Here is a 17062-nt window from a genome sequence, read left to right as displayed (position 1 = left end):
ATGAAAATTAAAGCAGATTATGCAAATTCTCCTCAATGGCAGGAGATTACTGTCAAATCAATCCTTCCGGAAGAATTAAAATGTCTGGATGAGATTGCACATAATGTCTGGTGGGCATGGAATTACGAGGCAAGAGATCTTTTCCGTGACTTGGATCCGGAGCTTTATCATGAAATAAACCACAATCCTGTTCTCCTATTGGAAAGACTTAGCTATGAGCGTAAGGAAGAGATTGTAAATGATAAAACTCTCATGGCGAGAATAAATAAAGTGTATGCAATGTTCCGTGAATACATGGATGTGAAACCGGATGCAAACCGTCCGTCCGTAGCATACTTTTCTATGGAATATGGTTTAAATCATGTCCTGAAAATTTATTCCGGCGGATTGGGAATGCTGGCTGGAGATTACCTGAAAGAGGCCTCTGACAGCAATGTTGATATGTGTGCCGTAGGATTTTTATATCGATTCGGATATTTCACACAGTCACTTAGCATGGATGGCCAGCAGATAGCTAAGTATGAGTCACAAAATTTCAATTCATTACCGATTGTTCGTCAACTTGATAAGGACGGAAATCCGTTGGTGGTAGATGTCCCTTATACAAATTATCAGGTTCATGCCTATGTTTGGTGTGTGAATGTAGGTAGAATAAAATTGTACCTTTTGGATACCGATAATGAAATGAATTCAGAATTTGACAAGCCGATCACTCACTCTCTTTATGGTGGTGATTGGGAGAATCGGTTGAAGCAGGAAATACTTCTTGGTATCGGAGGTGTGCTTGCTCTCAAAAAACTTGGTATTACCAAAGATATTTATCATTGCAATGAGGGACATGCCGCTTTATGTAATTTGCAACGTTTATGCGATTATATAGATGGCGGTTTGACATTTAACCAAGCTATGGAGCTTGTAAGAGCTTCTTCATTATATACAGTTCACACTCCTGTTCCGGCGGGTCATGACTATTTCGATGAGGGATTGTTTGGTAAGTATATGGGAGCATATCCGGCAAAGTTGGGCATTACTTGGGATGAGTTTATTGGAATGGGACGTAATAATCCTGATGATCATGGAGAAAAATTCTGTATGTCTGTCTTCGCATGTAATACATGCCAAGAAGTTAATGGCGTAAGTAAACTCCACGGTTGGGTGAGTCAGAAAATGTTTTCACCGATATGGAAAGGTTATTATCCGGAAGAGAACCATGTCGGATATGTGACCAATGGTGTGCACTTCCCTACTTGGACTGCTACAGAATGGCGTCAGTTGTACTCTAAGTACTTTGATAAGTCATTTATGGGTGATCAAAGCAACCAAAGTATTTGGGAGGCCATATATAATGTACCAAACGAGGAGATTTGGAATACACGTATGGCTCTTAAACAGAAATTGGTTGATTATATCCGCTTGCAATTCCGTGAGGCATGGCTTAAAAACCAAGGAGATCCATCGCGTGTAGTGTCATTGCTTGAAAAAATTAATCCGAATGCATTGATGATAGGTTTCTGTCGTAGATTTGCAACTTATAAGCGTGCGCATCTGTTGTTTACAGATCTTGACCGTTTAGCTAAGATTGTAAATAATCCGGAACATCCTGTACAGTTCTTGTTTTCAGGTAAAGCGCATCCGGCAGATGGAGCAGGTCAAGGTTTAATCAAGAAAATTTATGAGATCAGCCAACGCCCCGAGTTTTTAGGAAAAATCATATTCCTTGAAAATTATGATTTCCAATTAGCTCGTCGGTTGGTTTCAGGTGTCGATATTTGGATGAATACTCCTACACGTCCGCTTGAAGCATCTGGTACTTCAGGAGAAAAAGCCGAAATGAATGGTGTCGTTAATCTGTCTGTTCTTGACGGTTGGTGGCTTGAAGGATATCGTGAAGGCGCAGGATGGGCTTTGACAGAAAAACGCACTTATCAGAACCAAGGTTATCAAGACAAACTTGATGCGGCAACAATTTATAGTCTTCTTGAACGTGAGATAATCCCGCTATATTATAATAAAAACGAAAAAGGATTTAGCGAGGGTTGGATAAAGGTGATAAAGAATTCTATTGCCCAAATAGCACCTCATTATACAATGAAGCGGCAACTTGATGATTATTATGATAAGTTCTATGAAAAAGAGGCCATACGCTTTAAGACTCTTGCTGCTGATAATTATCGTTTGGCCAAAGATATTGCTCAATGGAAAGAGGCCGTGGCAGAACGTTGGGACTCAATAAAGGTTGTTTCTTCTGAGTGGGATATACCGTCAACGGGCATAGAAATGGGTAAAAACTACTCTTTGAAATATGTTATAGACGAGCAGGGGCTGGATGATGCTGTTGGTCTGGAACTTGTTTCTATTACACAGGACAAGAACGGTGAAGAGCGGATTTCAAATATAATTCCATTTAATGTAGTTGCGCATGATGGTAATTGTTATACTTTTGAAGGAAAATTAGAATCTAATAATGCCGGAATATTCAAGACGGCAGTTCGAATGTATCCAAAGTGCGATAAGCTACCTCATCGCCAAGACTTCTGTTATGTTAAATGGATAGAACTTCCGAATGCATAGAATGATTACATAGATTAAGTATAAGTGATATTATTTTAATTAGTCCTAAAAGCAAATGCTTTTAGGACTAATCTTTATGGTAAAACTTAAACCTAATTTACAGTTTCATAATCTGCAAATTAGTGAGTAGGGACAATAGGTACATGTCTCATTGTTTGATGTTGGTGTAAATGGTATAGACATATTGAATATCTCATTAATTGTGTGAGACAGCAATTCTTCAAATTCTTTTTTTACATCAAATATGTCTATTACAGGTTCTTTAGATAAGCATAGAGTAGGATCATAGCTGTCTTTTGTTGAAGCATGTTGTATAAACAATAATGCTGGGCTTACTGGTAGATGTGAAATGTCAGTATTTGCAGACGATCGAATAATAAGACTGTATAAAAATGATTGAAAATAATAATCAATATGCTTGGAAATATTTGAAGTATCAAAAATATCATCTATATTGTTTAAAGATTCAATATTTTTATTGCCTGTTTTATAATCAATGACTCTTATTCGCTTACCGAATTTATCTGTAATACAGTCTAATCTATCAACACGACCTCCTATTGTAGTTGTAAAAGATGTGGCATTAATACTAATATTCCAGTCTGCGATAACGTCTTCTTCCAGACTTATGATTTGAAATGGAGTAAATTGCATATCTATCTTAAGCAATTTTCGAATATATGTAATTATGACTTGACGGTTTATTAAATGCAATCCGGTATAATTGGGGCGTGATTCTTTTTCTGATTTAAACAATTCTTCCATAAAAGCTTCATCAACAATGTCTTCTATTTGCTTGCGGTTGTCTAAACATTCTTTTAAACATTCATGTGTAATGATGCCATTATTGATTGTTTGCAGATTTTGATATATTTTCTGAGATGCCGAATGAAATATATTTCCGAAAACCCGATTGTCAATCTTATCTATGATGTCCTCTTCTTTATCTTTTATTCCACATACATAATTATAATAAAACTGTTTGGGGCATCTCATATATTGATTAATCGCAGTGGGAGTGAGTAAAGGTGAATTTACTCTTTCTTTGTTTCTTTCACTGTTTTTATCAAATCTATTTATAAGCAAATCAGCGATTGTTTTATTCTTATCGATTTCTTTTGCTTCAAATATCATTGGTTTAGAGTCTGCATGCAATGTTTTATTGATTACATTATGGTTGCTTTCCACCATTATTTGTAGCATGAAACGACTTAATTCGCCTCTCGTTTGACTTTCCGTGGAACTATTATATAAAACTGTAATATCTTTTGCCCGTTGCAGCAATCTATAAAAATAATAGGCATATATGGCTATTTTGTTGTCTATTGTAGTGAGATTGTGTGCTTTACGAATATTATAAGGAATAAAAGAGTTGTCATTTATATCTTTGGGCATATTACCTTCATTGACAGATAAAATCAATAGATTGGTGAAATCAATATTTCTTGTTTCCAATACTCCCATGATTTGTATGCCTTCAATAGGCTCTCCGTGAAATGGTATTGATGTTGTATTAACGACTTGATTAATTAACCGTTGATAAGTAATAACATCAACATTCAAATCACCAGATAGTATTAGACTATAGAATCTATTTATCAATGTATATGTGCGAAATAATGATTCGTGCAGTAACGGATGCTTGATCTCTTTTACATTTGAAGCTATTTCTTTTATTATATCAATAATCCATTTTGTTATAGATTCAATCAATGATACCCCTCCACCATTATTTATATTCTGAAAGAGTAAAGTACAACCTTTGTCTATACACAATAATTCAGGAGTAGGATAATATTCTTTTTTTTCTTGATTTAGAGCATTATAAAGCATATTATAGTTTTTTGAAATATACTTTATATATGGGTGTTGTAAAATATAATTAACATCTTTCAGTCTATATTTCCCGGAAGAAGGGATAAAACCATTGATTTGCAATGAAATCAATAACGACAAAAAAGATGCTATTGAGGTTTGTGATAAAGGATACCCAGTCGTTATATTTATGGAATTTACATCATCTGGAATGCTATATATGACTGGTAATAATAGATTTTCATTGCACAATATGATTGCAGTACGTGCTCCGGCAGATATTCTATCTTTTTCTTTCAACCATGTACTTACATATCGGGCCTGTACATTTTCAGTTGAAGCAGAAATACATGTAATGTTTTTAGGTTTATTGAAATTATTATATATATCATCATTATTAGTGTCTAATTCATTGGGGAAATCACTTAAATATGAAGAAATATAATGTCCGGCCTCATGACCATTCATATTATGGTTTTTCATATAATACAGATCAAAGTCCCAATAAAAAACAGCTTTCCCTTCTTTTTTTAAGCGCTTAAAAAGTTTTTTTTCAACTTCCTGAAGAACATTAAATCCAACAAATATGTATTGTTCGTATTTGAACTCAACATAATTGTCATTGGCAACTTGTTTGTATAAAGCTCCTTCATAAGTCTGTCTCTCAATTCTTAATTTGCTATTGAACAATTTATAAATATCATATATCCTGTTCCAAAGATTTAAAAAGCGTTTTTTCAATTCAGAATTATGCTCCTCATTGAAATTGCTGAAGAATTTTTTTAATACTTTTATCTGTTCTTCATTTAAATATGATATATCATCCAATTCATGGATGTCTCTCACATTCATAAAAACTTTCCTTGCGTCAGCCATGTTTTTGTCTATATCATCAAAATCAGAAAGAAGCATTTGCCCCCAATTATAAAAATGATCAAGGGTTTCGGAACTTTTAGTACATTCAAGAAAGCATTTATGCAATTCACATATCAACTTTATCGGATCAGCGATTGTAAATGACGAGTGTGAGCGGAAAAGCTCACTAATTGTTATATAATTAGGACACCATATAGGCTTTTCTGTAATTTGGGCAAGATATTCATTAAAAAAGAGAGAAGCTCGCTTATTAGGAAAAACAATAGCTATCCTGGATAGATCAGAACCATACTTATCTACTATATCTTGGGCTACATATTCTAAAAAATCTTTCATAACTTTTCTATTTTGTTACTATATACAAACCATAAATATCCTTCTATTCTCTTATATCCCATGTTTGCAGCTAAATTCATATATTCCTGCAATTGTTGTTTGTATTCTTCACGAGGAATACCGAATTTAAAATCAACTATGATCATTTTGTTGCCGTCAGTCATAACTCTATCAGGTCTGCGTATTTGGACAGAGCCGTTTGTCTTGTCTTTATATAATATGGCGCATTCGTTATGTATATCCCATTTCCCAGAGAACCAATCAGCTATTTTTTTATTTTCAAGTCTTTCATTTAACATTTTTCTAATATCACTTTTGGTAAATGAATTAAGTATCCCATCTATTTCCAAATTCTCTAATGCTATTTCAATATCTTCTGTTGTGTGTATTTTTGAAAAAATATGATGCAGAACATTACCTGCATTGATATATTTCATTCTTGCACTATCTATGTCATCATTTCCAATGAATGTACGACTTTTATTGCTTTGCCTAAACTCAATCTTTTCTTTGAATGTCTTCAACTGGATTTTAATAATTTCTGGTTTTTTCAGGAATACATTTGATGATTTTTTTTCCTTATTGCTTTTTTCTTCACAAATACTCCCATATTCAAATTCAATGGGAATAGATTTATTCTCCTCTTTAATGAAGTTTGTTTGCAGTTCTTTGGCTATGTGTGGTAAGCATAATTGGATAAGATTAGATCTTGAATTTGTGGTATCTCTTTTGCCAATAACAAATAAATTGTCACATGCCCGTGTAAATGCAACATATAAAAGGTTTAGATTATCAACTGTATTCTGTAAATACTCATGATGATAATCTCTTTCATATATAGTGCCAATCATACTTTTGCTATAGTCGATTGGAGCGATAGGCAATTTGTTGTAAGGAGAGATATTAGGTTTACACCATAATATCTCTCTTTGTGTTATTTGCCAGTCACAAAATGGAATGATAACGTTATTATATTCCAACCCTTTACTTTTATGTATGGAAATTATTCTAATGCCTTCAAAACTATCGCTTTGTATAGTTTTGTTACATGTGTTGGAATCCCATTCTTCCAAGAAATTAGCAATACATGGAACGTTATTGGATATGAATGTATCTAAATAATCATAGAACGCACATATATATGCACTTTGTCCTTTAATCTCTTTAAGCTTAAATATATCAAGTAATCGTTCTACCAGCTCATACAAAGGCATTTCTTGAAGATTTGCTATTTCATTTGTAAACTCATATGGCAAAATATTCTCTGAATCCTCATGTATAAAATAACATTCATCATAATCATCGTTCTGTGAACTGATGTATGCTTTCATTAATGCCAATTTGGTAATTCGATCATTAGGTTTTATTAATAAACGAAGTGACAATATGAGTATGTTTATAGAAAGTGATGCACTAAGTCGGAATGCCTCGTCTGATACAATATTAAACTCCGGCTCATTTTTTGTAAAGTATTCCGCAATAATAGGAATATATTTATTATTACGAACCAATATGGTAATATTATTTGATGAAATACCATTGTCAATTAGTTTATGCAATGAATTTCTGATCTCTTCTAAAACACAATACTGGTAGTTTTCTTTTGGCAACAGTTTTATATTTATATATCCCTTATCCTGACGTTTATCCGGTATCGTTTGGCAAACATCTGCATAAGCTTGTTTGAGTAGAGTAGAATAGTTTGAGTCATATATTTTATCACATTCTATTTCAATTGCTTTTGAAAAGAAAGTATTATTAAAAAGAATAATATTCTTTTGTGATCTGTAATTTGTTTGTAATGTTTCTATTTTTAATTGTTGATTAGGGCGTTCAAATTGTGACTCTATGCTATTTAATAATTCCCAATCACCTGAACGCCATCTATATATACTTTGTTTGACATCGCCGACAATTAGATTTTTTGTATCTTTATGACTCATGCACTCTTTTAATAAGATCTTAAAATTCTCCCACTGTATATAGCTTGTATCTTGAAACTCATCTATCATTATATGCTTCAAATAACTGCCTATTTTTTCAAAAATGAAAGGGGAATCGTCGTCACCAATTAAAGATTTTAATAGATTTTGTGTATCACTTAATAAAAAACAGTTATTTCTTTCATTTATTTCTCTAACTTTTTTTTCAATTATATCTAATAATCTAAGTTGGTATAGATGACGGAGAGTAAGATCTGAAGATTTATATTTATTCCATTGGATAGGACGTTCTTCGAATGCCTTTTTTAAAATGGGCATTAATTTATCTGTTGCGACTTTATGTATATAGTTTTTTTGAGGATGGGTCTTTGTAGACCATTTTTCTGCAGAGTTAAGACATTCTATGACACGTTTTTTCTCTATGGATTCATCGAAAATTCCATTATTAATATGCAAGAAAAAACCTGCAACCCCACTTGACTTGTTAGATAAATCATCTATGGACAGGTTGGCTTCTTCGAGTGTGCTGAAAAAAGTTTGTGCAATTCTTTGCATGTAGTTTTGTGCGGTTTCCTTGTCTTTCCTAAGAACTGTGATGTATTTCTCAAAGAAATTACCGTTATCAATAATTAGAGCTAATGACTGACTTTCTTGTTTGTAGTAATCATTAAATATTGTTTTCCCAAAATTCTTTATATGATGAATAACATTCCAACTTTTATCATCAGAAATTTTTTCATTAATGTAAGAGATTATCCATTGTAGGATATTGTTATTTTCATCCAATTCTTCAATAATCTCATCTACAGCTTTTTCTTCTATTTGACTATCATTTAGCTCTAAACGCATATTTATATTAATATCCAATTCTCTGGATATATTACGAAAGATTCTTTGAAAAAAAGAATCGATAGTCTCAACTTTGAAATAACTGTAATTATGCATCAGAAAGTTTAATGCGATTCTGGCTTGCGATATTACTTTACTGTGTGATATACCTAAATCTTTACATATAGTTTCTGCATATACATTAGAGTCGGGAAGTTCTTTCCAAATACCATATAATTGGCTTAAAATTCTCATTTTCATTTCTTCTGTTGCCTTATTTGTAAAAGTAACAGCAAGAATGTGTTTGTAATCAAGAGGATTTTTGATTAATAATTTTATATACTCTGTTGCCAATGTAAATGTTTTGCCACTTCCGGCACTGGCCTTATATATAGTTAGCGGTAAAAGCTTATCAATAATATTGTTCATTACCAATTCCTAAATAATTCAAATGTAAATTTATATCCGATTTCATAAAATCCTCCATTTAGAAGACTTCCAAATATTCCTAGTGAAAAGTATCTGTTTGTAATTCCATATCCAACTTCAAAATAAGGGCGTGTATGCTCTATTTGTAATGCACTAATATAAATGCTTTCGTTTTCAATATACTTACCGCACCAGGGGAGCCAAGTTAGAAATAACAAAGGGGATTCATAGGACATATTGGTACGAATGTAATACTTTGAAGCATTGTACCATTGACTGTTTAATAATTGAAATTGCCCAGTCCAATCGTTATCTTCATTTGGAAGATAGTTTTCATGAAAATTAGAAAAGTCAACAAAGAATGATGTAGAACGATTTGTATAGAACCCGCAACCAGTTCGGACTGTATATCGTTTTAGATTCTGCCATTTTTTTTTGAAAGATAAATCAAATTCCCATTTTTCGTACTCCATATTTGACATTAAGAATTTTGATATGCAACGTTCGTAGTTTGCAGTAATAATTGGTCCTTTTGAATTTAGATTCAATTGTATAGATATATTTGGAGCAAAACTACGATATGAAGTAGGTTTGTTCAAATCAGCCATATTATTTTTATTTACTGCATTTCTATAATGATAAATGCATCCAAATAATACTGATATATGTTTATTTATATTGGTATTTGTTGATAATTTTAGAATGTTATCATTGAAATAATCTAATTTCAGAGTTGAAAAATCTATAGTGTCACGATTTTCATTTTTAATGATATCTAAAACTCTTGAATCAGTTATCCGATTTCCTGTAGCGAAAACAAACTCAATCCATCTATTTTTTTTTCTATTAAATGTATATCGTAAAGGAGCGGTAAGGTATATTTTTTTTATTTTAAAGTTATATCCAAAATATGGATTAAATGAAATTTGTTTGTTGTATGAAAAGTTATAATGACCGTTAATCCTCATTTTATATGATAATCCACGACTATGACCATAACTTAGGTAAAGAGGGTTAAATATAGGCGAAAGACGCAAATAGGCATTATCTGTCTCTGCTTTCATTGAGTTTAAAATATGATCACCGATTATATCCCAGGCTACTTCTTTTATTTTAGATGCCTGAGTTTGTTTTTTATCGTAATCGATAGTATCATTATTACTTTTTTTATTGAAATATTCATTATATATACTATCTTCTGTATTTGTAAGAGGTATAGGACGCACCTTATTCATCAAAATATAATTTGATGTGTTCTTTATTGAATCAGAATGAAAAATATTGGTTTGCGGATCATAAAATATATCAAAAGAAGCCTCAATATCGTTTCCTAAAAACTTAAAATAAATCTTTGTATTACTATATTGTGGTAATATCAAATTGTATGAATTATTTGTTCTCATATCTATATTTGTCATAAACCTGATCATATCATATTCTCCGGTAAAACTTGTATATTCAATTCTTCCAGTAGAATTATTAACATGACAAAAACCTTTTATGAGTTGAGTACTGTTTACTCGTGGCTCAAATAGTATTTTAGTGTTTTGACTACTTATGCTGTCTATTATATACTTATAAAATTTCCTGTTATTATAATTAAAAGGGGACAGAACTTTATCATTAAATAATGACATTTCATATAATTGTGGGATTGTATATTTGAATATTACAGGCATTATTTTACGATAATGAGAAATGTTGCCTATTGCTACCTGTGGTTTTATTTCATAATTAACAATATTATTGAATACTATTTTGCCATAGGTCTCTCCAATATAATGTCGTTCTCCTTTAGCTATTGTATACATTGTTGGAATTAAAAATAGGGTAGGGTTGCGCCTTTGGGTTTTAAAACTATATTTCAAATATATACCATACTCCTCACCCTTTATCGGTTCTGTATAATTGCGCTTATATGAAAAAACTTTATTGAAAATAAGAGAATCATTGATTGGTTTACATAAAATAATACTGGGTATAAAAAAATATATACCCAGTACTATTAATATTATGGACCATCTTTCTTTCATAGTCCAAAAATAATAATAAAAAATTGATCTTGCAAAAATATTCAGAAGCTTTATCCTAAATATTTCATAAGAATCTTCGCATTTCCACTATCTCGAAGTTTGGCAATACTTTTTTCACGTATTTGACGTACTCTTTCTCTAGTCAATCCCAATTGGTCTCCAATCTCTTCTAAACCTTTTTCGTGACATCCGATTCCAAAACATTCACGAATAATTGTTATTTCTCTTTCTTTCAGTACTTTATTAAGCACACTGTTAAGTTCTTGTGCCATTGATTCGTGATCAACATGGCGGTCTGTACGGCTGTCATCTCCGCTTGCCATCACATCCAACATGCAGTTGTCCTCTCCATCTTGAAAAGGAGCGTCGATAGATACATGATGCCCGTCAGCCATTAGACTTTGCCCGATTTTCTCTTCATCTAGATTTGTAGCCTCACTCAATTCTGCCACAGATGGATGACGTTGATTTTCTTGTTCAAATTTGTTGATTTCATGATTTATTTTATTCAATGAGCCAACTTGATTTAATGGCAAACGAACAATACGACTTTGCTCAGCTATGGCTTGCAATATGCTTTGACGAATCCACCATACCGCATAAGAAATAAATTTAAATCCTCTTGTTTCATCAAATTTTTGCGCAGCTTTGATAAGTCCGATATTTCCTTCATCAATAAGATCCGTCAGACTGAGACCTTGATGCTGATATTGCTTAGCAACAGACACAACAAACCGAAGGTTTGCCGTAACTAATTTATCCTTAGCGCGCTCACCTTCCGGACCTCCTTTTCGAATTTTTTGGGCAAGCTCAATTTCCTCATCAATAGATATTAGAGGAGCCCGTCCTATTTCAACAAGGTACTTGTCCAATGCCTCACTGGAACGATTGGTAATGCTCTTTTGGATCTTTAATTGTCTCATTGCTTAATTTATATGTAATTTAAAATTAAATTTTTGATGATAAAATGTGTGTAATAATTATATTCAAAAAACGTTGCAAAATTACAAAAAAACCGAATACAGTGTATATCCATATATAAATATTTAAGTTAAAAACACACAAAAAATGGTAAGCTGTTGTGTCTATCCTATTATTTTAGAAATATATAACGTATATTTGCAATCCAAAATTATATATAATTAAGCTACTAATTACATTAAAAATACATGAAAAAAATATCTTTATTGATTATTGTAGTTGTATTTTTTTCAATATCATTGTTGGCGCAGAAAGCTACTGATTCAAGTCGTTTAACTACTGCTTATCCCCAATTTAAACCTGCAATAATAACTTTAGAAACTGGTAAAGTTATAGAGAAGGAGGCTGTTAATGTTTTTATGGCAAATGGTGCTTTGTTATATAAACATGGGAAAACAACCATGCAGGCAGAGATGAAGAATGTGAAAAAAGTTGATTTCGCAGACCGCACATACCTCAAAGTTGATACGATATTGGCGTATATTGTTGACACACTGAAAGATAATAAACTTTTATGTGCGACATTGATAGATTTGGAAGCATATAAATCAGAGATCTTGAATAATAAGCAAATAACAAATTTGGAATTGGGTTCTTATGTTAATGTATCAACAATGGATTTATCTGATATAAATGAATATCCTCTTGTCAATTATTATTATTACGAGCTAAATGGTGAGATAATAAAAGTTCATGAGCGGACTATTACAAAGAAAATCTCAAAGAATAAACGAACGCAGCTCAATACGTTGATGCAAGCACCTGATTTTAGTTGGGATGATATAAAATGGTTGATGAGAGTATTAAAAATAATGACATGAAATCATGTCGTTATTTTTTTTAGATAATGGGCATTATGATAAATAGTAATATCAAAACATTGCATAAACAAATTATTTAAATCAATAAAAACAAATGAAAAGAAAACTATTAACTTTAATCGCTTATGTCCCATTAATGGCATTGGCACAAACATTTGATTTTGACATGACGCAAAATCAAAATGTCTATTCGGATTCAATTGGATACGGATATGATATATTACCAGCTCCCAATACAACAAGTAAGTCTCCTTTTTATTTTTCAGTAAAAGTTCCGGATGGTAATTATAAAGTAAAAGTTGAGATTGGCTCAAAGAAAAAGAAAGCCATGACAACCATTCGTGCGGAGAGCCGTCGGTTGTTAGTTGAGAATGTTGCCACAGCCAAAGGAAAAACAGCTGTTTATGAATTTGTGATAAATAAACGCTCTCCTCAAATCAATGATAAATCTAAAGTACGGATTAAAGAACGTGAAAAAGATTATCTGAACTGGGACGATAAGTTGACATTGGAATTCAATGGTGACGCTCCGGCTGTCAGAAGCATCCATATAGAACGAGATGATAGTTGTCCCACCGTATATTTATGCGGTAATTCGACTGTTGTAGATCAAAATAATGAGCCGTGGGCCAGTTGGGGACAAATGTTTCCGAGATGGTTTGATGGTAATATCGCTATAGCCAATCATGCAGAAAGTGGATTGACGGCAGGTTCTTTTATCGCACAAAATCGTTTGATAAAGATTATGTCAACATTGAAACCTGGTGATTATGTAGTGTGTGAGTTCGGGCATAATGATGAGAAAGAGAAGGGGCCTGGTTCCGGAGCATGGTATCATTATTCCAGGAACTTAAAGATTTTTATCGATAACGTGCGCTCTAAGGGAGCTACGATTATTTTTTGTACCCCTACCCAACGCCGTCGTTTTGATGAAACCAAGAAGCATATTATAGATACTCATGGTGATTTTCCTGCGGCTATGAAAGCTGTTGCAGAAAGGGAGGATGTTCCTGTAATAGACTTAAATCAAATGACACGTGAATTCTTTGAAGCTCTTGGATACGAGGATAGTAAGCGCTCGTTAGTACATTATCCTGCGAATACATTTTCAGGACAGGAAAAGGAGCTTGCTGACAATACCCACTTCAATCCGTATGGTGCATACGAAGTAGCAAAAATGGTTGTTATGGGAATGAAGAGACTTAATCTTCCACTGTTGAAATATCTTAGAAATGATTTCAAGGATTTTGATCCAAGTCATCCGGATGATTGGAAAACATTTAAATGGAGTCCGTCTAAGACAGAGGATTTGAAGAAACCTGATGGAAATTAAATAATACAAATAAAGATAATGAAAAATAGATTTATGACAATTATGGCCTTGATGTTTGTCGCTGGAAATGCGGCCGCCCAATCATGGCCTGTTACTGCGATTGAGGCAAAACCCGGTGCACGTTGGTGGTGGCTTGGATCGGCTGTGAATGAGAATGATTTAGAATGGAACATGAAAGAGTATTCCAAAGTCGGTATCGGAGCATTGGAAGTTACTCCTTTATATGGCGTTCAAGGTAATGAGAAGAATGAGTTGCGTTTCCTGTCCTCACCCTGGATGGAAGCATTCAGGTTTGTTAAATCAGAAGGAAACAAAAACGGTCTTCTTATTGACATGAACAATGGCACGGGCTGGCCGTTTGGCGGTCCGAATGTTCCAATAAATGAGGCTGCCGCAAAATTAGTCCATACGGATATTACTGTTACCGGCAAAGAACTCCGCGGCGGAGTGAACATTAGTGTGACAGATGCAAAAGAGAAGCCGTTCGCAAAATTAAGCAGAGTCATGGCATATGGCAATGGAACGGTTGTTGACCTTACCTCAATGACAGATGCGAACGGTATTGTAACATGGAAGAAAGCTCCGAAAAAACAGAGTTTTAGAATTATATCTGCATATTGTTCACGTACACGTCAGCAAGTAAAACGTGCCGCTCCTGGTGGTGAGGGATATGTCATGGACCATTTTGATAAAAATGCCGTGGCTAATTATCTTCAAATGTTCGATAAGGCATTCGAGAGCAATAAGGTGCCCTACCCCAACTCTTTCTTTAACGATTCCTATGAAGTTTATAAGGCGAACTGGACTCCACGTCTGTTTGAAGAGTTTGAGGCTCGCCGTGGTTATAAATTGGAAGAGCATCTGTTGGAGTTGCTTGGCGAAGTAGAAGATAAAGACAATAAAGTGCTTGTAGATTATAGAGAGACCCTAAGTGACCTGTTGCTGGAGAATTTTACTAATCAGTGGACAGCTTGGGCACATAAGCATGGAGCGAAAACACGTAATCAGGCTCATGGGTCTCCGGCAAACCTGATTGATGTTTATTCGGCTGTTGATATTCCGGAAATTGAAGGTTTCGGCCTTTCGGAATTTGGTATAAAAGGCTTGCGCCGGGATACCGGTTTCACAAAAAAGAACGACAGCGATGTCTCAATGTTGAAATATGCTTCCTCTGCTGCCCATATCAATGGAAAGACCTTGGTGAGCAGCGAGACATTCACATGGCTTACAGAACATTTCCGCACTTCTTTATCACAATGCAAACCTGATATCGACCTGATGTTTACATGCGGCGTAAATAATATGTATTTTCATGGTACATGCTATTCACCCAAAAATGATGTCTGGCCTGGATGGAAATTTTATGCATCGATAGATATGAGTCCGACCAACAGCATTTGGCATGATGCTCCTTATTTCATGAAGTATATAGAGCGTTGCCAGAGTTTTTTGCAAATGGGACAGCCAGACAACGATTTCCTCGTTTATCTCCCGATACGGGATATGTGGGCAGAGCGTAAAGGGAAAGGCCCGGGCTCGTTGTTAATGCAGTTTGACATACACTCGATGGCAAAGAAAGCGCCTGAATTTATAAAGAGTATCATTGAAATAGACAAGGCCGGATATGACTGTGATTACATTAGTGAGAAATACCTGATGGGCACGTCTTATAAAAACGGTATGCTTGAAACAGCGGCCGGAACTCGCTATCATGCACTCATAATACCCGGTAGCGGACGTATGCCCCAAAAGGTTCGTGAGCATATTGATATGCTAAAATCCCAAGGAGCAGTGATTATATACGGGACTTCTGCGGCAGATATGGCCAAGGCAGCCAAGGCTGAGACAATGAAGAGCAAGTACGGATTGCGTATGATACGCCGCAAGAACGACACCGGACATCATTATTTCATAGCCAACTTATCTCCCAATGACATAAAAACCCGCATTCCACTGACCGTAAGTTATGTCGATGCCAGATGGTTTAATCCTCTAAATGGTGAAATATATGCTACGGATACAGATGACAACGGTATATTTATCAATCTAAAAAGTGGTGAATCCATGATTTTGCAAACATATAATGCCAAACAAAATGGAGCTACAGTTGAGCATAAAACAGAAATTGCAGGAATGGGAAAAATCCTTAACGGTAAATGGGATTTGGAATTTTGCAACAGCGCTCCCGCTGTATCCAAGAGTTTCAAACTGGATAAATTACAGACATGGGAGACTCTCGACGATGATTCTGTAAAGGTCACAATGGGAACTGGAGCATATACAACACATGTATATATGACGGCTCAGGAGGCAAAAGCCGACTGGATGATTGATTTGGGTGATGTGAGAGAAAGTGCGAGAGTGTATATTAACGGTAAATTTATCGGATGCGCATGGTCTGTGCCTTTCACTTTGAATTGTGGAAATGTTTTTAAGAAAGGTGACAATGTTGTACGTATCGAAGTTACGAATCTTCCGGCCAACAGAATTTCAGATCTTGACCGCAAGGGAGTGAAATGGCGCAAGTTTAAAGATATAAATGTGGTAGGTATAAAATACAAGAAATCCGGATATGAAAATTGGGCACCGGTTGAAAGCGGACTCAATTCAAATGTCGTTTTATATCAATATAAATAATCCCACAATTAAAAGAGAGCCGTGAGTCATTATTGCTTGCGGCTCTCTTTTCTATATATTAAATTGTATCGTGATAAAATTTGTATTATAGTATATTATGATGTATATTTGCAGGACTAAACAAAAAGACAAATGTATGAAGATAATGATATTTATTTACAAAACAAAAAGACGTGGCAACTTAAACAGTTTGTTCGCAACCTTGAATTTTGATAAAAACGATCCTATATACTATATGGATATATAATATAATGGTTTTAATACTTTTGTGGATAAAGCCCCAATAAAGCCGGCTATACATTCCAATCGGGTATGTATAGCCGGCTTTATTGGGGCTTTTGTAGTTATAATAAGCATCTAAATGCATTGCAACGGGATACTCCTTGCAATGTATTGGGATACTCGTTGCGTTGTGATTAGTTGCTAAATAGAGTATGACGGGATGCCAAACGCATAAAA

8 protein-coding genes are annotated in these 17062 nt (G+C 34.1%); 4 read left to right on the top strand and 4 right to left on the bottom strand.

Annotation, left to right across the window (positions count from 1 at the left end):
* On the top strand, nt 1-2571 hold the full coding sequence (glgP, locus tag MoGM_RS09860; protein ID WP_104369907.1) for an alpha-glucan family phosphorylase: 2571 nt from the start codon (nt 1-3) through the stop codon (nt 2569-2571).
* A gap of 105 nt (nt 2572-2676) precedes the next feature.
* On the opposite strand, the gene MoGM_RS09855 is transcribed toward glgP, so the two are convergent.
* From MoGM_RS09855 to MoGM_RS09840, 4 genes are read right to left on the bottom strand one after another with little or no spacing between them, the layout of a single operon-like run.
* Nucleotides 2677-5598, bottom strand: a complete 2922-nt coding sequence (locus MoGM_RS09855) for a PD-(D/E)XK nuclease family protein (protein WP_104369906.1) — start codon at nt 5596-5598, stop codon at nt 2677-2679.
* The gene (locus MoGM_RS09850; RefSeq protein WP_104369905.1) at nt 5595-8798 is read right to left on the bottom strand and encodes an exodeoxyribonuclease V subunit beta; all 3204 of its coding nucleotides are present in this window, start codon (nt 8796-8798) and stop codon (nt 5595-5597) included. Before MoGM_RS09850 ends, MoGM_RS09855 begins: the two co-directional genes overlap by 4 nt.
* On the bottom strand, nt 8798-10831 hold the full coding sequence (locus MoGM_RS09845; RefSeq protein ID WP_104369904.1) for a DUF5686 family protein: 2034 nt from the start codon (nt 10829-10831) through the stop codon (nt 8798-8800). The genes MoGM_RS09850 and MoGM_RS09845 overlap by 1 nt, the downstream gene beginning before the upstream one ends.
* A gap of 50 nt (nt 10832-10881) precedes the next feature.
* Nucleotides 10882-11754 carry an RNA polymerase sigma factor RpoD/SigA gene (locus MoGM_RS09840; RefSeq protein ID WP_104369903.1) on the bottom strand — a complete coding sequence of 291 codons (873 nt, stop codon included), beginning with the start codon at nt 11752-11754 and terminating at the stop codon, nt 10882-10884.
* Nucleotides 11755-12000: 246 nt separating this feature from the next.
* Here MoGM_RS09840 and MoGM_RS09835 point away from each other — a divergent pair, with 246 nt between their 5' ends.
* The 3 genes from MoGM_RS09835 (at nt 12001) to MoGM_RS09825 (ending at nt 16603) form a co-directional block, all read left to right on the top strand.
* On the top strand, nt 12001-12633 hold the full coding sequence (locus MoGM_RS09835; RefSeq protein ID WP_104369902.1) for a hypothetical protein: 633 nt from the start codon (nt 12001-12003) through the stop codon (nt 12631-12633).
* A 94-nt stretch (nt 12634-12727) separates the two neighbouring features.
* Nucleotides 12728-13966 carry a rhamnogalacturonan acetylesterase gene (locus MoGM_RS09830; RefSeq protein ID WP_104369901.1) on the top strand — a complete coding sequence of 413 codons (1239 nt, stop codon included), beginning with the start codon at nt 12728-12730 and terminating at the stop codon, nt 13964-13966.
* A gap of 18 nt (nt 13967-13984) precedes the next feature.
* Nucleotides 13985-16603, top strand: a complete 2619-nt coding sequence (locus MoGM_RS09825; RefSeq protein WP_104369900.1) for a glycosyl hydrolase — start codon at nt 13985-13987, stop codon at nt 16601-16603.
* Nucleotides 16604-17062: the final 459 nt, after the last annotated feature.

The organism is Prevotella sp. MGM1 (assembly GCF_002933775.1).
GTDB lineage: Bacteria > Bacteroidota > Bacteroidia > Bacteroidales > Bacteroidaceae > Prevotella.
This window is presented reverse-complemented; position numbering and strand designations above follow the sequence as displayed.